The organism is Rhizobium cerradonense, from assembly GCF_030182455.1.
Taxonomy (GTDB): domain Bacteria; phylum Pseudomonadota; class Alphaproteobacteria; order Rhizobiales; family Rhizobiaceae; genus Rhizobium.
Genome location: NZ_JAQJCK010000015.1, coordinates 82087 through 102262 on the forward strand (window position 1 = coordinate 82087; position 20176 = coordinate 102262).

Genomic DNA, 20176 nt, shown 5'->3' on the forward strand with positions numbered 1-20176 from the left:
GATGGACCCGCTATTTTGCGTCGTGAAAAATGATGCCGACGGTATGGCGCATGCCTGAACGAAGACGGCTGACGCCATGCCGGAGGTTGACGCGGTAATTCCCCTTGGAGCCCTGGACCGGACGATTGTGGACCGCGAAGGCCACCGCATCACCCTGGCGCAGCGGCACCACCTCGGCGCGACTTTGCATCCGCGGACGCTGTTCCGTCAGAACGAACTCGCCGCCTGTGAAATCCCTCCCCGGTTCGGAAAGCAGGATCGCCACCTGTAGCGGGAATGCGAGGTCGCCGTAGAGATCCTGATGCAGGCAATTGAAATCGCCTGGGACATATTGCAGCAGCAGCGGCGTCGGCCGCGTCTGGCCCGCATCATGACATTGCTTGAGGAAGTCCGCATGATCTGCGGGGTAACGCTGATCGATGTCCATGCGGCCGTTCCAGTCGTTGGCAACCTCGGCCAGCCGCGGATAAAGCGCGGTGCGCAAATCGCCAAGCAGATTGGGCAGCGGATATTTGAAATAGCGGTATTCTCCTTTGCCGAAGCCATGCCGCGCCATGTGAATATGGCTGCGAAAACGCTCTTCCTGCGGATAAAGGCCGGCAATCTCCCGGCACTCCTCGGGCGACAAAAGCTTTTCCATGATAGCGCAGCCAAACCCGCTCAGCTCCTCTGATAGCTTCTGCCAGTTATACGCGGCGACACGCGCCTCTGCGGAACGTGCCGCGGAGGCCGATGGATTGAGCTTCGAATGAGCGTTCACGACTTGGCTTCCTTCTCGATGAGAGCGCGCTTTCGTTCGATGCCCCAGCGATAGCCGGACAACGTACCATTGCTGCGAACGACCCGATGGCAAGGTATGCCCAAGGCGACCGCGTTTGCCGCGCAAGCACTGGCGACGGCGCGAACGGCCTCCGGCTTACCGATGCGTCGGGCAAGCGCAGCGTAGGTGACCATGGCCCCGCAGGGGATTGCCCGAAGGGCATCCCACACCCGGCGTTGGAACGGTGTGCCGCGCCGCATGTCGAGCGGCAGATCAAGCCCGGCATCCGGTCTCTCGATAAACCGAACAACCTTGTCGATATCGTCGCGGAGGCGCGCTTCGTTTGAGATCAGTTTGCTCGTCGGAAAGCAGGCGGCGAGATCCTCGGTCAGTTCCTCACCATCCGACGCGATCAGGATAGCACAGACGCCGAGGGCGCTGCGAGCAACGAGAATTTTGCCCAATTCACTATCGCCGATCGAATAGGCGATATCGTTTGAAGCTTCTACGCTCTTCGTCGAGAGCTTGGGCCGCGAGGCGGTTTCCATGTTGATGACGTTCATTGGCTTAACTCCATGATCTTTCTGATGACCATAGAGCCGCGGCCATTCCTCCTCACTCCGGTCCTTGCTTTCAAATCAGCAAGTTTCTCGGCCGTGGGAAAAACAATTCATTTTCGGTGGTGCCGATCCGATCGCAATGTCCCGATCATCGGATGAAGGATCGGCCGATAGCCGGCCTGCAGGGCCATGAAGGTGGAGGGCGGCGTCAACATGCCTTCGGCGTGCCTGAGCGCCTGCGGCGGCTCATAGCCATGCTCGGTCCAGCGATAAGCGTGGCCACCGGCGATCATGCAGGCCGAACCGGATGCGACGACAACCGTACCGTCCGGCAGGTCGGGGAGTGACTCCGGAAGCGGATGGATCCGTTTTCGCCTGCGGTCCATGCGTTCGCCGTGCAGGACAGCGTCCATAACGGCAACCGAGGGTTCAGCCTGCCCTCTCGCGCCGGCCCATGCCGCGCGAAATGCCTTGGCCGCATCACGCCGGCAGAAGAAACACGGGCGATGACCGGCGGCCAGCGCCACCGCTTCGTCCAGAAAGAACAGTTCGGTCCAGCTCCTGTTGGCCATGACATCGCGGCGGCGGTCTTTGTATTCGCAAGTGCAAACCAGCCATGCCTTGCTCGACCAGCGTTTGTTCAGCAGCGTTTTGGTCGCCGGATCGTGGATGATGCCGCGGTTTCCGGTGAACAGTCCCCGTTGCGAAATCGCCACGATATCGCCGAAGGGGGTGACGCGATTCTGAAGGGGAGCACTCATGTCGGAATAGTGCCTCGCTCGCGTGGCGTGCGCCAGAGATATCGCCGTATGACACCGCGATGCGGAAAAATGCTCATCGGGTTCTCAACGGCCTTCAGTCGCTTCACGGTCAAGCAGAACGCGTTTTCGCTCGACTCCCCAGGCATAGCCGGAAAGCGAACCATCGTTCCGCACCACCCTATGGCATGGGATTGCGACTGCCAGTTTGTTGGCCGCGCACGCTCCGGCGACGGCGCGCACCGCCTTGGGCAAACCGATCCGGCGGGCGATTTCCATGTAGGAGACGGTTCGGCCAACCGGGATTTCCCGAAGCGCCTGCCAAACCCGCTGTTGAAATGCCGTACCGCGAACGTCGAGCGGCAAGTCGATCCCAAGACGTGGCGCCTCCACGAGGCCGACGACACGCGCCACAAGGGCTTCGTAGTCACCGTCGGCGCCAATCAGGTTGGCGTTGGGGAAACGATCCTGAAGATCGCGCACCAGCGCGTCCGGGTCGCTGCCGAGGAGAATGGACGCCACGCCTTTCCGGCTCGACGCAACCAGGATCGCGCCCAGCGACGACTGACCGACGGCGAAACGGATATCTTCGTTGGTACCTCCCGATCGATACTGGGTCGGCGTCATTCCGAGCATATCGGTGGATTTCTCGTAAAAGCGGCCGCTCGAATTGAACCCGGCATCGTAGATCGCCTCGGTCACGCTGTTGCCGTTCGCAAGGCCTTCACGGACTTTCGCCGCGCGGTGCGCCGAGGCGTAATCCTTGGGCGTCAAGCCGGTCGCCGATTTGAACAGCCGATGGAAATGACTGGCACTACGTCCGGCCGCCTCTGCGAGCTGGTGCAAGGACGGTTCTTCCTCACTCTCTTCGATCAATCGGCAAACGCGCGCAATGATGGCGGTATTCTCACCGTCTGAGGAAAGACCATCCGGCTTGCATCGCTTGCAGGGGCGAAAGCCAGTCGCTTTGGCGGCCTGGAGTGAATCATGCAGTTGCACGTTCTTGGGGTTTGCGGTTCGCGATGGACAGGAGGGCCGGCAATAGACACCGGTCGTTGCCACCGAATACCAGAGATGGCCATCGGCGGTTCGGTCGCGGGCGACGATACGTGCCCAGCGCGGATCATCGGCCACTGCCGTTTGTGTAAAAGCTGTCCGGTTTATGGGCATCACGGTCATGTCGTTCGTCCCTGTGCGATCCAGAGTCAGAACATCATTCTTGGCAGCGGAAGAACCGCGCAGCCACCCGATTCCTGCGTGAGCGGAGATTATCCGAAGGTCGCCGCCCGAAAAATGGGCGGCGACCTGCCATCAGGCGACCTTGATGAGGCCGAGCTGCGTGAGCGCGGTCACACCGTCGTCGAGGCCGATTTCCTCGGCGATCTTGCCATTCTCGATGCGCAGGATCGTGGTGCCGGTGAAGTGCATCTTGCGTCCGGTCGCAGTCGGCAGCGATCCGACCAGAAAGTCGGAAAACGCCGGACCGGTATGCGTGCCGCCACCTTCCCACTGGCCGACGACATAGTCGCCTTCGGCAATGAGGTCGGCGGTGCCCCAGAAATTGAGATCCGGGAATGCCGCGCGGAAACCGATCATGAAGTCCCTGATGTCGTCATGACCGCGACGCGGCTCATGCAGCGAATATTTCAACAGCATGTCCGGTGCGGCGAGGTCGGCGACGACGGACAGGTTGCAGGTCTCACCCCAGAATTCAGTGAACCAGCGCACGACGATGGCCTTGTTGTCCTCTTCTTTGCTCATGTGAAGTTCCTTTTTGATGTATCCATTGGGGATCATCGATCTCGATCGACGACCTGAGCAAAGGGATAGGCCGATCCGCCAGCGTCAAAACTCCGGTTCTTGCTCCGCAATCGAATCCGTCCAACGCGTGCTTTACGGCCGCGCATGATGACAGACGACACGTAAAGAGAGATGCTTGAGTTTGAAAGCAAGGAACGGGGTGCCGGCCGACCGGATCGGTGGGAAAGTTCGCCTGTTACAGAGGGAGAACGCAGATGAAAGCTCAAATCACCACGCTTGTCGCATTCGCGATCTTCGCAGCCTCTCCGGCATCCGCTATCCAGCGGCTGCAAACGGCCTCAAGGTCGTGTTCCGAAATTCAATCCTTCGTTCAGGCAAACCGCTCGGTCATCCTGCAATATCCGTCGGCGCGGGGTTCCGGTGCCCTGCTTTATGATCGCGCCGTTGCCAATTCCGATGTTTGCCTTGGCAACGGCTTCGGCGAACGAAGTTCTGTGCCATCGAGGGACCAGCGGAATTGCGCCATTTGGGTTTGCCGCTCCAGCACCGATCTGCGCCCGTGACTAGGCGCATGCAGCGGCACGCATCGTCGCCGCGCCAGTGCTGCAAGAAATGACGAACATCTAATTTAAGGAATAGGCGACAAAGGCATTTAGATTTGATAAAACTAGACTACCGGTTGCGGTTTGACGTGTCGGTAAAAATTTGCCGGGCGCCTTCGCACCGCCAACCGGATCGTGGTGGAGGAGGAGAGTGCTATGGCGGCGTTCCATGTCATGGCCGGTGCGAAGGGCGAATTTACGCGCCCCGAGGTCCGCAAGATTGGTATCGCGGACCTTATGGACGCACTGAGGTCGGGACTTGATGACTTCAGAGAGAAACCATCCCATTATGTTTTTCTCTGTCTTATGTACCCGATAGCAGGCATCTTTCTGGTCATGTGGAGCTCCGGTGCCGACCTGCTGCCGCTGCTTTATCCCTTGATGTCGGGCTTTGCTCTAATTGGTCCGATCGCGGCCATCGGTCTCTATGAGATCAGTCGACGCCGTGAGCAGGGACTGGATAGTTCCTGGCATCATGCCTTGGAGGTTCGCCACTCGCCGGCGCTGCCGTCGATCATTGCGGTCGGCCTCATGTTGCTCGTGCTTTTCGTCGCCTGGCTGATCGTCGCACAGCTCATCTACGCCATGACCTTCGATGAGGCCGGTCTGACCTCGATCTCCACTTTTTTATCGGACGTGCTGACGACCCCGCGCGGTTTCTCGCTGATGCTGTGGGGAAACCTAGCCGGTTTTATCTTCGCAATCATTGTTTTGGCGACGACGGTGGTGACCTTCCCGTTGCTGCTGGACCGGGATATCGGCGCTGTTGCAGCCATCGACGCAAGCATACGCGCAACCCTTGCCAATCCAGGACCGGTCGCCCTTTGGGGATTGATCGTCGCGGCATTGCTCGTCGTCGGCACCATCCCGATCTTTGCCGGCCTTGCAGTCGTCATGCCTATCCTCGGGCATTCGACCTGGCACCTGTATCGAAAATTGATTGCCCCCGCCTACCCGAACCGCACGCCTTGAATTCGCAAAGGAAATTTACTCCGGCATCATCCTCCAAGCCGTTGCGACTTGCCAGATGACAGTCGCCTTGGTTGGGATAGCGATGAAGAGAATGAGGATTGCCATGTCTTACCGCTTTCTTCCGATCTGTCTGCTTTTCGCCATTCCTTTTTCATTTGATGCCCTCGCGCAGGAGGGTGATGCCACGGCAGGCGCCACCGTCTTCAAGAAATGCGCCATCTGCCATGTAGCCGAAACGGACCAGAACAAGGTCGGCCCGTCGCTGAACGGCCTGTTCGGCAGGACGGCCGGAACACACCCGAATTTCGCCTATTCGCCGGCCATGCAAGAGGCGGGCAAGGGCGGCCTGGTGTGGAGCGAGACGACGCTCCGCGACTATTTGCACGCCCCCCAGGCGAAGGTGAAGGGCACGAAAATGACCTTCGTCGGCCTGAAGGACGATACCGAGATTACCAATCTGATCGCCTATCTGAAGCAATACTCCAAATAGCGAGATGCCTGATATGGACGAGCTGTTTTCTGCGTCGCCGGTCGGATCGGCGGGAGTTCGGTTCAATACGGCATGTCCCCTTCCGGTCCGCGGCGTGGGTATGCTGCGTGCGGTTCGGCTGGATCACCACTACCTTTGCCGCAATTGCCCGGGTGATTTGTTCATGAGATAATACTAAAACGTTTCGCGATGAGATTGTGGAAACGTTCGCGGCCGGGTCAGGGAGGAGACGATGGCTGTCGTATTGATTCTCGTTCTGCTGGTGGTGGGATCGATCGGGTTCCATCTGCTGAGCCCTTGGTGGTGGACGCCGATCGCGTCCAATTGGAGCTATATCGACAACACGATCGTCATCACGTTCTGGATCACCGGTGTGGTTTTCACGGTCGTCGTGTTGTTCATCGCCTATTGCGTGCTCCGCTTCAGGCACCGCGCCGGAAACCGGGCGGCATACCAGCCCGAAAACAAGCGGTTGGAATGGTGGCTCGCCGCCGGAACGGCAATCGGCGTGGCAGCAATGCTCGCGCCGGGCTTGTTCGTGTGGAAACAGTTCGTCACGGTGCCGCCCGATGCCAGCGAGGTCGAAGTCGTCAGTCAGCAATGGCAATGGAGCTTCCGGCTGCCGGGCGCGGACGGAAAGCTCGGGCGGGCGAACACGCGCGATGTGACCCCGGACAACCCGCTCGGCTTGAACAAGAGCGATCCCGCGGGACTGGACGACGTCATCGTCGAAGGTGGCGAGCTGCACATCCCCGCCGGCAAGCCGGTCAAGATGCTTCTGCGTTCGATCGACGTTCTGCACGATTTCTACGTACCGGAATTCCGGGCCAAGATGGACATGATTCCCGGTACGGTGACCTATTACTGGTTCACACCAACACGGACGGGAACCTTCGAAGTTCTTTGCGCGGAATTATGCGGCGTCGGTCATCCGCAGATGCGCGGCACGGTCGTCGTCGATACCGATACCGCCTATCAAGCCTGGCTGCAGCAGCAGCCGACTTTCGCGAAATCGCTGGCGTCCGTGGAAAAGTCGACGGCCAAGTAAGTGCCATCGGCACTTGAGGAGGAAGGCCGCGTCGGAGGAATAGGGAGGATGGAATATGGTCGATATTGGGTCCGGCACCGAGCAGGTCATCCAGCCCGCTGAAGTCGAGGATGTGGAGCTTTATCATCCGAAAAGCTGGTGGACGAGATATGTCTTCAGTCAGGATGCCAAGATCATCGCCATTCAGTATTCCCTGACCGCCATTTCGATCGGCATGGTGGCGCTGGTGCTGTCCTGGCTGATGCGCCTGCAGCTCGGCTTTCCCGGCTATTTCTCCTTCATCGACGCGGAGCATTATTATCAGTTCATCACCATGCACGGCATGATCATGGTGATCTACCTGCTGACGGCGCTGTTCCTCGGCGGATTCGGCAACTATCTGATCCCATTGATGCTCGGCGCCCGCGATATGGTGTTTCCTTACGCGAACATGCTGAGCTACTGGCTCTATCTGCTTGCGGTCATCGTGCTGGTCGTCGGTTTCTTCGCGCCCGGCGGGCCGACCGGCGCCGGCTGGACGTTGTATCCGCCACAGGCTCTTCTATCGGGTACGCCTGGAGGGCGTGACTGGGGCATCGTCCTGATGCTCTCGTCGCTGATCCTCTTCATTATCGGCTTTACCATGGGCGGGCTGAACTATGTCGTCACCGTGCTGCAGGGACGCACCCGCGGCATGACACTGATGCGGATGCCCCTGACGGTATGGGGCATATTCACCGCAACCGTGATGGCGCTTCTCGCCTTCCCGGCACTTTTCGTCGCCGCCGTCATGATGCTGTTCGACCGCTTGCTCGGTACGAGCTTCTTCATGCCCGCCATCGTCGAGATGGGCCAGCAGTTGCAGCAAGCGGGCGGCAGCCCCATCCTGTTCCAGCATCTCTTTTGGTTCTTCGGTCATCCGGAGGTCTATATCGTCGCGCTTCCCGCCTTCGGCATCGTCTCGGATCTGATCAGCACCCATGCCCGCAAGAACATCTTCGGCTACAGGATGATGGTCTGGGCGATCGTCATCATTGCCGCGCTGAGCTTCATCGTATGGGCGCATCATATGTATGTCAGCGGCATGAATCCGAACTTCGGGTTCTTTTTCGCAACGACCACCTTGATCATCGCCATTCCGACGGCGATCAAGGTCTATAACTGGGTGCTGACGCTCTGGCGCGGCGATATCCATCTGACATTGCCGATGCTGTTTGCCCTGGCCTTTATCGTCACATTCATCAATGGCGGGCTGACCGGCCTCTTTCTCGGCAATGTCGTCGTCGACGTGCCGCTGTCCGACACAATGTTCGTCGTTGCCCATTTCCATATGGTGATGGGGGTCGCGCCGATCCTGGTGATCTTCGGCGCAATCCATCATTGGTATCCGAAAATCACCGGGCGCATGCTGAACGTAACGATGGGCCATATCCACTTCTGGATCACCTTCCTCGGCGCCTATGCGATCTTCTTCCCGATGCACTATCTCGGCCTGATGGGCGTGCCGCGCCGCTATTACGAACTGGGCGAAACGGCCTTCATTCCACCGTCGGCGCATACGCTGAACATGTTCATCACCGTCGCCGCACTGATCGTCGGCGCTGCTCAGCTTCTGTTCCTATTCAATCTCGCCTGGAGCCTTCGCTGGGGTCGGCAGGCGGGCGGCAATCCGTGGCGGGCAACGACATTGGAATGGCAGACGCCGCAGACGCCGCCTGCGCACGGAAATTGGGGCAAGGAGCTGCCGATCGTCTACCGCTGGCCGTATGACTACAGCGTCCCCGGCGCGGATCAGGACTTCCTGCCGCAGAACCAGCCGGCGCCGAGCAGATTGCCCGAAAGGGCGCCGTCATGAGCGCCATTCTCATCTTCATGGCTGGGCTTTTCGGCATCATCGCGTGGTGGATGGCGCGGCAGCGGCTGACCTCGAAGCCCTGGCTGGAGACGGGTTTGGCAGGCGATGCGCCGGAGATGCGGGGATCGCCGGCGACAGCGGCGAAAGTCGGCCTCGGCATCTTTCTCGCCGTCGTCGGCGCCTTGTTCACGCTCCTCATCAGTGCCTATCTTACACGCCTCAGCGGCTCCGATTGGTGGAGCATCCCGATCCCTCGGCTGCTTTGGGTGAATACCGCCGCGCTTGCCGCCAGCAGCGTCGCACTGCAATGGGCAAAAACCGAAGCCCGTCTTGGGCGCAGCGAGATGCTGAACACGGCGCTAGCCGTGGCGTTCGTGCTGGCTGTGCTCTTCCTTGCCGGGCAGCTTCTGGCATGGCGGCAATTGGTTGCGGCCGGCTACTTCCTTGCGGACAACCCATCGAACAGTTTCTTCTACATGATCACCGGGCTGCACGGCCTGCACATTCTAGGCGGCCTTTTCGTGCTCGGACGGACGACAATCCGCGCCCAAGCCGCCAACCGCGCGCCGGCGAGAATCCGCCTGAGCGTGGATCTCTGCGCCATCTACTGGCATTTCATGCTCGTTGTCTGGCTGGTTCTTTTTGCGCTCTTCGCCGGCTGGGCAAACAGTTTCGCCGATCTCTGCCGTCAATTGGTCACCTGAGGAGCTTCGACGATGACCGAATCCATAGAAAGACCGGTACACGATCCACTTCTGCGGCCAGCGGGATTGCGCGGCGTCGCGGCCGATCTGTCATCGGACCAGCGGGCGTTCAAGAACGTCTCCTGGGGCAAGGCGATGATGTGGATCTTCCTCCTGAGCGACACCTTCATTTTTGGGTGTTTTTTGCTGGCCTACATGACGGCGCGCATGTCGACCAACGTCCCCTGGCCCAATCCCAGCGAGGTTTTCGCGCTCAAGATCGGCGGCCAGGAAATCCCGCTGATCCTGATCGCCATCATGACCTTCGTCCTCATCAGCAGCAGCGGCACGATGGCCATGGCCGTCAACTTCGGATACCGCCATGATCGCCGCAAGACGGCTGTGCTGATGCTGGTGACGGCAGCCCTTGGCGCGACATTCGTCGGAATGCAGGCATTCGAATGGACCAAACTGATTACGGAGGGCGTCCGCCCATGGGGAAACCCATGGGGTGCGGCGCAGTTCGGTTCGTCCTTTTTCATGATCACCGGCTTTCACGGCACCCACGTCTCGATCGGCGTCCTTTTTCTCCTGATCATGGCTCGCAAGGTATGGCGGGGAGATTTCGATCAAGGAAGACGCGGGTTTTTCACCAGCCGCAAGGGTCATTATGAAATCGTCGAGATCATGGGGCTTTATTGGCACTTCGTCGATCTGGTCTGGGTCTTCATTTTTGCATTCTTCTATCTGTGGTGAGGATGGCATCATGGCACAGACGCAGGCACATTCCGGGCAGCAGCATCCGATACGGCTTTACATGGTGGTCTGGGGGCTGCTTTTCGTCCTCAGCACCTTCTCCTATCTCGTCGACTATCTCGGCATTCAGGGCTATTTCCGATGGTTTCTGATCCTGCTGTTCATGATCCTGAAGGCGGGGCTGATCGTCGCCGTCTTCATGCACATGGCCTGGGAACGGCTGGCGTTGATCTACGCCATCCTGGTTCCGCCGGTCCTGGTGCTTGTCTTCGTCGCTCTGATGGTATCGGAATCGCACTATACGGCGCTTAACCGGCTCGCCTTTTTCGGCGCCGGCCAATAGGGGATGAAGCGGCCATATTGCCGATAGTGGAGCCGGTAGCGAGGAGCGGACTTGCCGGTTCTCGCCCTTCCTCGCACAACCTTTTGAAGATTTCGATCTCGAAAATCTGGGGAACCCATCCCGCCTGTCTCAGTTGTTCCAACGTACGACTTGAACAATGGAGACAAAAAATGAGCAAAAGCGACGTTCACAAGCTCCAGAAGCGAGCCGAACGACAAGTAAAAAACACCAGCGCCGGTGGCCATCTAGGCGGAACCTATTTTGGTCAGCAGCCTGACGGCAAGACAATCTCGTCATCCAGCAATGACAGCGCCAAAGCGCGCAAGAACGATGGAAGCAACTAGTTCCATTATAAGTCAGACCAGCATAGCGCCCAACCTCCCCGAGGCGCCAAGAGCATAGGCATACAAAGTCCCGGACAGAGCCAAACGTTTGTCCGAGCGTCTTCGTCAATCTCCGCGACGATGGCCCGCCCGAGCGGGCGAGCCACCCTCGGAATTCTCAGAAGTCCATTCCGGCGCCGGGGGGCAAGGCCGGTGCGGAGTCCTTCTTCGGCTTCTCTGCGATCATCGCTTCTGTCGTCACCAATAGCCCCGCAATGGAGGCTGCATCCTGCAGCGCCGTGCGCACCACCTTGGCTGGGTCGATCACGCCCATGGCGTAGAGATCGCCATATTCGTTGGTTTGAGCGTTCCAGCCGAACGAGAAATCGGCATTTTCGCGCAGCTTGCCGACGATGATTGAGCCCTCGGCGCCCGAGTTCTCGGCAATCTGGCGGACAGGCGCTTCGATTGCGCGGCGGACGATCTCGACACCGACGCGCTGGTCGTCATTTTCTGCCTTCAGCCCGTCGAGCGATTTGACGGCGCGCAGCAGCGCCACGCCACCACCTGGCAGGATACCTTCCTCAACGGCGGCGCGTGTCGCATGCAAAGCGTCGTCGACGCGATCCTTCTTTTCCCTCACCTCGATTTCGGTCGAGCCGCCAACGCGGATGACGGCGACGCCGCCGGCGAGCTTGGCAAGGCGTTCCTGCAGCTTTTCGCGGTCGTAGTCGGAGGTAGTTTCTTCGATCTGGGCACGGATCTGCGTGACACGCCCATCGATCTCGCTCTTCGCTCCGGCTCCATCGATGATGGTGGTGTTCTCCTTTTCGATCATCACCTTCTTGGAACGGCCGAGCATATTCAGCGTGACGCTTTCCAGCTTGATGCCGAGGTCTTCGGAAATGACGGTGCCGCCCGTCAGGATGGCAATGTCTTCCAGCATGGCCTTGCGGCGATCGCCGAAGCCAGGAGCCTTGACGGCGGCGATCTTCAGGCCGCCGCGCAGCTTGTTGACGACGAGCGTCGCAAGCGCTTCGCCTTCGACATCCTCGGCAATGATCAGAAGCGGGTTGCTGGATTGCACCACAGCCTCCAGGATCGGCAGCATGGCTTGAAGATTGGAGAGCTTCTTCTCGTGGATCAGGATATAAGGATCTTCCAACTCCACCCGCATCTTTTCCGGGTTGGTCACGAAGTAGGGGCTGAGGTAGCCGCGGTCGAACTGCATGCCTTCAACGACCTCGAGTTCGGTTTCCGCAGTCTTGGCTTCTTCAACAGTAATGACACCTTCATTACCGACCTTTTCCATCGCTTGGGCGAGATAGCGTCCGATTTCCGGGTCGCCATTGGCGGAGATGGTGCCGACCTGAACGATCTCGGAATTGTTGGATATCTTGCGGGCATTGGTCTTCAGTTCCCTGACGACGGCGTCGACGGCAAGGTCGATACCGCGCTTCAGGTCCATCGGGTTCATGCCAGAGGCGACCGCCTTGGCGCCTTCGCGAACGATGGCCTGGGCGAGAACGGTTGCGGTCGTCGTGCCATCACCGGCGATATCGCTTGTTCTGGAGGCGACTTCTCGCAGCATCTGGGCGCCCATGTTTTCGAACTTGTCTTCCAGTTCGACTTCCTTGGCGACGGTGACACCATCCTTGGTGATGCGCGGGGCGCCGAAGGACTTGTCGATGACGACGTTACGACCCTTCGGACCGAGCGTCACCTTGACCGCATTGGCGAGAATATCCACCCCCTTCATCATGCGTTCACGAGCATCGGTGTGAAATTTGACTTCTTTGGCAGCCATTTTTTTACTCCTCCATAGGCGGCACAGTTTTGACTAATGCTTGAAAGAAAACGGCTCAGGCGGCCCTCTGGTCTGCCGCTTGGACGTCGATGATACCTAAAACGTCGCTTTCCTTCATGATCAGCAGGTCTTCATTGTCGATCTTGATCTCGGTGCCGGACCATTTTCCGAACAGGATGCGGTCTCCCGCCTTGACATCGAGCGGCTGGATCTGACCGGCCTCATTGCGAGCCCCGGGACCGACGGCAATGACTTCGCCTTCCTGCGGCTTCTCCTTGGCGGTGTCGGGGATGATGATGCCGCCCTTGGTCTTTTCTTCAGACTCGACACGGCGAACGAGGATGCGATCGTGAAGCGGTCGGAACGTCATGTTCTCCTCCATGGCAAACGATGATGATCAATGCCCCTTGACCGGGCCGGACAACCGTCCGGATAGGTGCTGAAGCCCTCCAGCTTCCGGTGAAATTTGATCTGGCTCCGGAAACCGCGTTTTCAAGGAGACGAGCAAGATTTTAGCACTCTATATCTTCGACTGCTAATGCGATCGAAAGAGGTTTTGTCAGTATTACGAACGTTCCGGCCTTGCTTCGCCCATTCTTTCACGGGACAAGCATCACATGAGCGTTCCAACGACACATCCTTTCGCCTTCGATCCAACCTATGGCATGAAGCTTAAACAGCTCCTCGCGATCGAACCGCCGGAGGCGGCGCCGGGTTTCGACGATTTTTGGACCGAGCGGTATCGGCGCGCGACTGCGGTCGATCCTCAGCCGAAACTCCTTCGCAGCAAAATCGAACATCCCGACTGGCATGTTCTCGACATGACCTACACATCGACCGGCGCGTTTCAGATCGGCGGCTGGCTGCTTCTTCCCCGTGATGGGCCGGTGCGGCGCGGCCTCGTCGTCGGGCACGGCTATGGCGGGCGAGATCTGCCTGACTTCGATTTGCCGGTGAAAGATACGGCCGTATTATTCCCTTGCTTTCGCGGGCTGTCCCTCAGCGCTCATCCGCCGATTCCGAACGATCCTGGCGGGCATGTTCTCTACGGTATCGAAAAGCCGGATTCCTACATTATCGGCGGCTGCGTCGACGATCTGTGGCTTGCCGTCTCGACGCTTGTTGCCCTTTATCCCTGGCTTGCCGGGCATATCGGCTATAGCGGCATCAGCTTCGGCGGCGGTATCGGGGCGCTGGCGATCCCTTTCGATACCCGGATCGATCGCGGGCATCTCGTGGTGCCGACCTTCGGGCACCGATCGCTGTGGATGACCTTACCGACAATCGGCAGCGCGCAATCCGTCCAGGCGTACCAGAAGAAGCACGGAAGCGTGCTTGAGACCTTGCGCCTGTTCGATGCGGCGAGCGCGGCTGCCCGCATCAAGGTTCCGATGCTCGTCGCTCCGGCACTCTTCGATCCGGCGGTGGCACCGCCTTGCCAATTCGCTGTCGCGAATTCGTTGGCAAAATTTAACGAAATCTTCATCCTCGACGCTGGCCATTTCGATTATGTTGGCAGCAGCGAGCAGAATGCGCTCCTTCATGAAAAAGTCCGACGATTTTTCAAGGTGCCATGAATCGGGAATACCTGCGCTGGTACAGCCAGCGCCTGCATCGAGAGATGGAGCTATTGGTGTTCGGCCACGCCGGCGCCAAGGTATTGATGTTTCCGACGAGGGACGGGCGTTTCTGGGAGTATGAGCAGCTTGGCGTCGTTGCCAGCCTTGCCGACAAATTACAGGCCGGTTATCTGCAGCTCTACTGTATAGAGGGTCTGGCCACTGAGACCTTTTACGGATCCCGGCACCATCCGGCCGAGCGCATTCGCCGGCATGCCGCGTTCGAGGAATATATTCTGAACGAAGTTCTGCCGCTGATGGCGCAGAAAAACCCTCATGACTGCACCATCGTACACGGCTGCAGCCTCGGCGCTTTCCAGGCCGCCAGCCTCGTCTTTCGCCACCCTCACCTCTTTCGCAAGCTGGTTGCCTTTTCAGGCCGTTACGATCTGACGATGAAGGTCGAATCCTTTGGCGATCTCTTCGAGGGTTACTACGACGACGATATCTATTTTCACACGCCGATGCACTTCCTTCCAGGGCTTGCCTGCGAGTGGCAGCTTGAAAGGCTGCGCCAGATCGACATCGTCCTCACCATCGGGGACGCCGATCCCTTCCTCGACAACAACCGCCACCTGAGCCGGCTTCTCGTCGACAAACAGGTCGGACATCAACTGTATGTCTGGGGCGGGCGTGCCCATCGGGCCGGTGCCTGGCGTAAAATGGCGGCGCTGTACATTTGACGACCGGCCAGAGCAGCGGCCGAAGCTAGACCCGCGGAGGCTTTATCGCCGCGAGATGTGGTCCCGAAGCGATCCAGGTATCACCGAACGGCCGGCTTACACCAAGCCGACCGGAATAGGCGCAAGCTTTTTGCTGGCACCGTAATCGCGCTCGTGAGATCTGCGGTTACGCTTCTCGCGACTTGAGGAAAAGTCGATACGATCGTGTTCCATCATGCCATCCGGATAGGTTCCGGTGTCTTCGGTTTCCACTTCGGACTGAGCGGTGACGATTTTGAAATTCATCATGTTTCCTCCGGTGCGGCGCGGAAACGGCTAGCCCCGCGCTTAGTTCCATGAGTAAACACAAAATTATTAAAAAATTAACTACGTTCGTTAATCAATTTAGGTGATCGGTCAATTTTTGCCGTGGGGCTACGTCGTCGGCGTCGGTTGTCGATACCGGGAACATTTCGCCAATGTCGCGTGTTTCCCGTTCACATGAGACGTCAGGTTGCGCTCATGTTGCCCTGGCAAAAAAAGGAACGGAGGCTTTTGAAATGACTTTGCGACATGGAGCATGCCGCTGCGGAAGGGTGCGCTATTCCGTCAGCGGCGAGCCGAACCGCGTCGGCATCTGCCATTGCACCGACTGCCGACAGGAAAGCGGCTCGGCCTTTACGTTTTTCGGAATATGGAAGGCTGAAGCTTTCTCGACGACGGGCGAGACAGCCGTCTACGAAGGGCGGAGGTTCTGCCCTCAATGTGGATCGCATGTTTTTGCGATTGACGACGTCGAAGCCGAGATCAAGCTCGGAAGCCTCGATATCGCGCCGACCGACATGGTTCCGACCTACGAACTTTGGGTAAAGCGGCGCGAAAGCTGGCTGAAGCCTCTGCCGGGGGCGGAGCAATATGACCAAGACCGGCTAGCCGATCAGACCAGACTTTAAGACGAACTGCCGCGCATATCGAAAATGCGCGGATCTCCATAAAATTGGGGCATTGGGTAAACACGCGGGTTAGGCGCGTCTCACCGATGTGACGTGCCTCAATGCTCGACCCGCAAGACGATTTTGCCGCGATTATGTTCGTTTTGAATTGCCTCTTGCGCCGCGCGGGCCTGTTCGAGCGCATAGACGCGGCGAACCTCCACGCGCACCTTTCCCTCTTCGATCAGGCGGCTGATTTCGGCAAGCTGCGCGCCGTTCGGCTGCGCCGTATAGCGAACGGCGCGTATCCCGAGCTCGCTGGCACGGTTCTTGTCGGGCTGGGTCAGCGTCGAAACGAGGATTCCACCCGGCTTTACCACACCGAACGACCGATCCTGGGTTTCGCCAGCGATCAGATCAAACACCATGTCCACGGGCTCTATCGCGTCCTCGAACCGCTCGCTCTTATAATCGATGACCTGATCGGCCCCGAGGGAGCGCGCGAAATCCATGTTGGCGCTGGAAACCGTCGTCGCGACCCAGGCGCCTTTTGCCTTTGCAAATTGAATCGCCAAATGGCCGACGCCGCCCGCACCGCCATGGATGAGGACACGCTGGCCGGCCTGGAGCTCGCCATGATCGAACAGGCCCTGCCATGCAGTGATGCCCGCCAGCGGAATTGCGGCAGCCTGCACCGGGTTCATCAATCGCGGTTTCGGCGCTATTTCTTCCGGCCTGGCGATGACGAATTGTTCATAGCCGCCGTGCCTCGGATTGAGAAAGGCGTAGACCGCGTCGCCTGGCCGAAATGCAGCGACCCCGTCCCCCATCTTCTCGACCGTTCCGCAGACGTCTCGGCCGAGCACGTAGGGCAAATCCTCTTCCTGGACAGCCGGATAGTTTCCTTCGCGCATCTTCCAGTCGACGGGATTGACGCTGGCAGCTTCGACCCGGATCAGGATTTCGTCGATCTTAGGCTCAGGACGTTCGATTTCCTCGAGGCGAAGGACTTCCGGACCGCCGAATGCGTGGATGCGCACAGCTTTCATGACGCTCATCGTTTCTCTCCTCACGGTTTGAGAATGAGATCCCGCCGGTCGGTCGCAATCGTCTTTCGCTGGCGCTGTGCGGACACTGCGCGTTTCAGAGATTGCGATGGCCGGCCTGGATCAGACGGCGTTGATTGACGGCAGGAACGACATCACCTCATTGCGGCGTCTGAGGCTCAGCGTCTCGATACGCTCGCTCCAGAAGCTCTCCGCCTCAGGCGTGTCCGGCTCCCAGCAATTCGTCGATAGGATGTTGTCGTCCATCACCAGCAAACGATGGCCGCCCAACCGCAAATATTCCGTCGCCAGTTCTTTTGCAGCATTCGTCATCATCGTCCTGCTCCTTGCGCCGATCATATGAACGTCAACAATCGAGCAGGGATTATGTTCCCTTTGGCGCGGAAGCCCCTTGTCAGCCTTTTGAAGGCTGCCGGCGCCTTTCCGTCTCGTCTTCGGGATGGGCGGGAGGCTCCCAGCCGAAGACGCTGCGTCCGCCGTAAAAAGCGGACCTGTCGAATTCGCCGGCAACGATCTCCTTGAGGTCGGGGCCAGTGACATATCGCTCCAGCATGCGGGACTGATCGTCCAGGCGCTTCAGCGCCTGTAGCTCCTCGTCACGGCCGAGCCGCCCTTTCCGCACCGCCGATTTCATCACCTTGATGGTCTCGTCGTAGACTTTCAACGGAACTGGGAACGGGTGGCGATCCTTGCCGCCATGCGCCAGCGAAAAGCGGGCGGGATCGGAGAAACGATAGGGAGCGCCATGCACGACCTCGGCGACCATTGCCAATGCCTTGACCGTTCTGGCGCCAACGCCGGGCGTCAGCAGCAAGCTCTCGAAATCCACCGGCCCGCGGTCGGCGGCCGCCGCCAGGTTCCCGTGCAGTCGCCGCATGTTCACATCGGTTTCGCGAACATCGTGATGGGCCGGCATAATCAGATGTGGCAACATGGGTTGCGTGGGATTTTTGGCAACTGCCTTCGGCTCCCCTTCCAGCGCGGCGACTTCGCGCACGATCCTGTCCGGGCCTAACGATGACAGCAGATCGAGCTGACCTGCTCGCGACCGATCGGCGCGCCGATCGGCAAGATTGACGATCCGCCCCTGATCTCTACCCTCGATGGCCGCATGCGGGGAATCGAGAAAGCTCGTCAGCCCTTCGGACAGCCAATGATACCGCCGCGCCTGCCGTCGATCGCCGTTCATGCCCTGCTGGACGACGACCCATTTGCCGTCGTCCGTCACGATGAAACCGTGCAGATAGAGATCGAACCCATCCTGAAGTGCAGCGCTATCCACCTTGGCGATAAGTCGGCTTGTCGACGCGAGTGCTGCACCGTCGATGCCGACACGATTGCCGATGGCCGTAAGTTCGTCCGGCGTCTTGCGCGACTGAGCGCCGCGGCCGCCGCAGACGTGAATTCCAAGTTCGCCGGAGAGCGGTGTCAGACCGCGTTTCAGCGCGCCGAGAACGCTGGTGGTAATGCCGGAGGAATGCCAGTCCATGCCCATGACGGCGCCGAAGGACTGGAACCAGAAAGGGCTGGCGAGCCGCCGCAGCAGTTCGTCGCGCCCATAATGTTGGACCACCGCCTCGGTAATCACGGCGCCCAAGCGCGTCATCCGGTCGCCGAGCCATTTTGGTACCCGCCCACCATGCAGGGGAAGATCAGCGTTGCCAGCTCTTTGCGCCAAGTTCATCGCACTCCGTCTCAGATCGACGCAATGTAATACCGACGACCGGATTGCGCCATGCTCTGCAAAAACCTACCCGATGGCGTGGCGGATGGTTTTCGAAAGGCGCGACAGGAAGGCGGGTCTCGATGAGGCGACCAGCTTCCACGACAAGATCGCCTTCGCCATGCGGCCGGGAAGAACGCCGACCGAAAGAAACCACGCCGCCAGCATCGCGCGCCGCCGGAGTGAGGCATTCATTTCCAGGCTGGCGACGGCACCGGCGGTACCGAGCGCAAATCTGGAATCGCTGACCATGGGATGCTTGGATTTGTCCATGCAAAGCGACGCCAGCCGCTCTTCCAAATGAACGGGGTCGTGGAGATTGACGTCCTCCGGCACCGTCAGGCCGATCTCGGCCGCCTGATCCGACAAGGCATCAAGCCGATGGAAGTCATGCTCCATTCGCCAGCGTGCGCGCTGGCCGAGTTTCTCCGCAAAGACGGAGTGATTGGCACCGTGGATGCGATAAGCTCCAAGGCAGTTTTCAATCGACGTCACCTTTCCATGAAGAGGCGTTACGGTGACGAGATAGCCATCGGCGCCCTGGCGGAAATCCGTCTCCGGAACTGGCATGACCACCTCCAGAGCCGAGCGCTTGAAGGCCAAGCCGCTGGTAACGGTCGTCTGATACCGTCCCCTCTGCAGCAGCTTTGGGGTGACGTCGCCGGAGTCGAACGGGAGCTCCGGAGGTGGGAATACGTCCTTTACCTGCATGTCCTCATCGACCATGTGCAATCTGAACTGCACCTGGACGGCATCGTCTTCCCAGGCGTCTATGATCTCCGATATGGCGTTCGGGTAGAGATAATCATCGGCGTCGAGAAAGAGGACGACCTCACCCCGGCTCGCTGCAAAACCGGTGTTGAACGCCGCTCCATGCCCGCCGTTCGTCTTTTTCAAGCAGGTCCTGATTCGGGACCCGTAGGAAGCTAGGACACCGACCGTATCGTCGGTCGAGGCATCGTCGACGACGATGACTTCCGTATTGTCGTAACTCTGCTCCAGCGCGCTGTCGATGCAGCGCGGCAGGAAGCGCGCGTAATTGTAGTTCGAAATGATAATGGAAACTGGAACACGGTCTGTGATGGGGTGCATCGCATTGAACCTCGCAAATCTGCTTTGGTCGCGGCGAACCTACTCATTCAGGTCCTGTGGATTGAAACCCGGTCCGGCGAGCGCAACTCTCCAAAGCTGAAAAGCTGCTGTCACAGACATGCTGCCGATGGGTGGCGAAGAGACGTTTGATCTGTCTATACCGCCCCGAGCCTCCCCAGCTTTATGGCTTTTGAATGACCATCACGTTACGGAATCCTGGCTCGACGCCGGCCGGCGGCTCGGCGCGGTTTGGGTCCTACCGCTTCAGCAAAGACTTAAAAACGGTCTTCAGGTGGCTGTCAGCGTCATTGCCGATAGTCGCGCCGCATCGGAACAGAAAGCCATCTCCCATGAAGCAAGTGCAGACCCCAAGTTATTATTCGC

At 59.1% G+C, this 20176-nt stretch carries 24 protein-coding genes; 12 read left to right on the forward strand and 12 right to left on the reverse strand.

The genetic code is table 11. The features are described from left to right. Positions 1–10: 10 nt before the first annotated feature. The 5 genes from PH547_RS26125 to PH547_RS26145 all read right to left on the reverse strand — a co-directional run bounded on the left by PH547_RS26125 (position 11) and on the right by PH547_RS26145 (position 3839). Complete coding sequence (locus PH547_RS26125; protein ID WP_285169814.1) at positions 11–760, reverse strand: 2OG-Fe(II) oxygenase; 750 nt, start codon at positions 758–760, stop codon at positions 11–13. Next, positions 757–1323, reverse strand: a complete 567-nt coding sequence (locus tag PH547_RS26130) for a methylated-DNA--[protein]-cysteine S-methyltransferase (protein ID WP_285169815.1) — start codon at positions 1321–1323, stop codon at positions 757–759. The genes PH547_RS26125 and PH547_RS26130 overlap by 4 nt, the downstream gene beginning before the upstream one ends. Before the next feature lie 107 nt (positions 1324–1430). Beyond that, entirely contained in the window at positions 1431–2081 is a 651-nt protein-coding gene (locus PH547_RS26135; RefSeq protein WP_285169816.1) for a hypothetical protein, read from the reverse strand. A gap of 84 nt (positions 2082–2165) precedes the next feature. Next, positions 2166–3257, reverse strand: a complete 1092-nt coding sequence (gene ada / locus PH547_RS26140; RefSeq protein WP_285169817.1) for a bifunctional DNA-binding transcriptional regulator/O6-methylguanine-DNA methyltransferase Ada — start codon at positions 3255–3257, stop codon at positions 2166–2168. Positions 3258–3389: 132 nt separating this feature from the next. Next, a complete protein-coding gene (locus PH547_RS26145; RefSeq protein ID WP_285169818.1) occupies positions 3390–3839 on the reverse strand; it encodes an ester cyclase in 450 nt (149 codons plus the stop codon). A gap of 254 nt (positions 3840–4093) precedes the next feature. Between PH547_RS26145 and PH547_RS26150 the strand changes: the two genes are divergently transcribed. From PH547_RS26150 to PH547_RS26190, 9 genes are all read left to right on the forward strand, one after another. Continuing rightward, positions 4094–4402, forward strand: coding sequence for a hypothetical protein (locus PH547_RS26150; protein ID WP_104827288.1), 309 nt, complete (start codon positions 4094–4096; stop codon positions 4400–4402). Positions 4403–4597: 195 nt separating this feature from the next. Beyond that, positions 4598–5413 carry a DUF2189 domain-containing protein gene (locus PH547_RS26155; RefSeq protein ID WP_283051840.1) on the forward strand — a complete coding sequence of 272 codons (816 nt, stop codon included), beginning with the start codon at positions 4598–4600 and terminating at the stop codon, positions 5411–5413. A 103-nt stretch (positions 5414–5516) separates the two neighbouring features. Beyond that, positions 5517–5903, forward strand: a complete 387-nt coding sequence (locus PH547_RS26160) for a c-type cytochrome (protein ID WP_260304254.1) — start codon at positions 5517–5519, stop codon at positions 5901–5903. Positions 5904–6135: 232 nt separating this feature from the next. Beyond that, on the forward strand, positions 6136–6951 hold the full coding sequence (locus PH547_RS26165) for a cytochrome c oxidase subunit II (RefSeq protein ID WP_260304255.1): 816 nt from the start codon (positions 6136–6138) through the stop codon (positions 6949–6951). Between the two features lie 55 nt (positions 6952–7006). Beyond that, positions 7007–8785, forward strand: coding sequence for a cytochrome c oxidase subunit I (locus tag PH547_RS26170; RefSeq protein ID WP_260304256.1), 1779 nt, complete (start codon positions 7007–7009; stop codon positions 8783–8785). Beyond that, entirely contained in the window at positions 8782–9489 is a 708-nt protein-coding gene (locus PH547_RS26175; RefSeq protein WP_285169819.1) for a cytochrome c oxidase subunit 3, read from the forward strand. The genes PH547_RS26170 and PH547_RS26175 overlap by 4 nt, the downstream gene beginning before the upstream one ends. 12 nt (positions 9490–9501) lie before the next feature. After that, positions 9502–10224 carry a heme-copper oxidase subunit III family protein gene (locus PH547_RS26180; RefSeq protein WP_260304258.1) on the forward strand — a complete coding sequence of 241 codons (723 nt, stop codon included), beginning with the start codon at positions 9502–9504 and terminating at the stop codon, positions 10222–10224. Between the two features lie 10 nt (positions 10225–10234). Next, positions 10235–10567 (forward strand): cytochrome C oxidase subunit IV family protein, encoded by a 333-nt coding sequence (locus PH547_RS26185; protein WP_104827295.1) that lies wholly within the window; start codon positions 10235–10237, stop codon positions 10565–10567. A gap of 170 nt (positions 10568–10737) precedes the next feature. Beyond that, on the forward strand, positions 10738–10911 hold the full coding sequence (locus PH547_RS26190; protein ID WP_181316012.1) for a hypothetical protein: 174 nt from the start codon (positions 10738–10740) through the stop codon (positions 10909–10911). Positions 10912–11068: 157 nt separating this feature from the next. On the opposite strand, the gene groL is transcribed toward PH547_RS26190, so the two are convergent. Continuing rightward, complete coding sequence (groL, locus tag PH547_RS26195) at positions 11069–12697, reverse strand: chaperonin GroEL (protein ID WP_285169820.1); 1629 nt, start codon at positions 12695–12697, stop codon at positions 11069–11071. 55 nt (positions 12698–12752) lie between these two features. Continuing rightward, on the reverse strand, positions 12753–13067 hold the full coding sequence (gene groES / locus PH547_RS26200; RefSeq protein WP_104827297.1) for a co-chaperone GroES: 315 nt from the start codon (positions 13065–13067) through the stop codon (positions 12753–12755). Positions 13068–13314: 247 nt separating this feature from the next. On the opposite strand from groES, the gene PH547_RS26205 reads away from it, so the two are divergent. Both PH547_RS26205 and PH547_RS26210 read left to right on the forward strand, forming a co-directional pair. After that, positions 13315–14274 carry an acetylxylan esterase gene (locus tag PH547_RS26205; protein ID WP_285169821.1) on the forward strand — a complete coding sequence of 320 codons (960 nt, stop codon included), beginning with the start codon at positions 13315–13317 and terminating at the stop codon, positions 14272–14274. Continuing rightward, entirely contained in the window at positions 14271–14999 is a 729-nt protein-coding gene (locus tag PH547_RS26210) for an esterase family protein (protein WP_285169822.1), read from the forward strand. The genes PH547_RS26205 and PH547_RS26210 overlap by 4 nt, the downstream gene beginning before the upstream one ends. A 96-nt stretch (positions 15000–15095) precedes the next feature. On the opposite strand, the gene PH547_RS26215 is transcribed toward PH547_RS26210, so the two are convergent. Then, positions 15096–15287 carry a hypothetical protein gene (locus PH547_RS26215; RefSeq protein WP_245464099.1) on the reverse strand — a complete coding sequence of 64 codons (192 nt, stop codon included), beginning with the start codon at positions 15285–15287 and terminating at the stop codon, positions 15096–15098. 251 nt (positions 15288–15538) lie between these two features. Between PH547_RS26215 and PH547_RS26220 the strand changes: the two genes are divergently transcribed. Continuing rightward, positions 15539–15931 carry a GFA family protein gene (locus PH547_RS26220; RefSeq protein ID WP_285169824.1) on the forward strand — a complete coding sequence of 131 codons (393 nt, stop codon included), beginning with the start codon at positions 15539–15541 and terminating at the stop codon, positions 15929–15931. A gap of 98 nt (positions 15932–16029) precedes the next feature. On the opposite strand, the gene PH547_RS26225 is transcribed toward PH547_RS26220, so the two are convergent. The 4 genes from PH547_RS26225 to PH547_RS26240 all read right to left on the reverse strand — a co-directional run bounded on the left by PH547_RS26225 (position 16030) and on the right by PH547_RS26240 (position 19792). Continuing rightward, positions 16030–16968, reverse strand: a complete 939-nt coding sequence (locus PH547_RS26225; RefSeq protein WP_285169825.1) for an NADP-dependent oxidoreductase — start codon at positions 16966–16968, stop codon at positions 16030–16032. A gap of 111 nt (positions 16969–17079) precedes the next feature. Next, entirely contained in the window at positions 17080–17292 is a 213-nt protein-coding gene (locus PH547_RS26230) for a hypothetical protein (protein ID WP_260304264.1), read from the reverse strand. A 79-nt stretch (positions 17293–17371) separates the two neighbouring features. Then, positions 17372–18655 (reverse strand): DUF763 domain-containing protein, encoded by a 1284-nt coding sequence (locus PH547_RS26235; protein WP_285169826.1) that lies wholly within the window; start codon positions 18653–18655, stop codon positions 17372–17374. Between the two features lie 72 nt (positions 18656–18727). Then, positions 18728–19792, reverse strand: coding sequence for a glycosyltransferase family 2 protein (locus PH547_RS26240; RefSeq protein WP_285169827.1), 1065 nt, complete (start codon positions 19790–19792; stop codon positions 18728–18730). Positions 19793–20176: the final 384 nt, after the last annotated feature.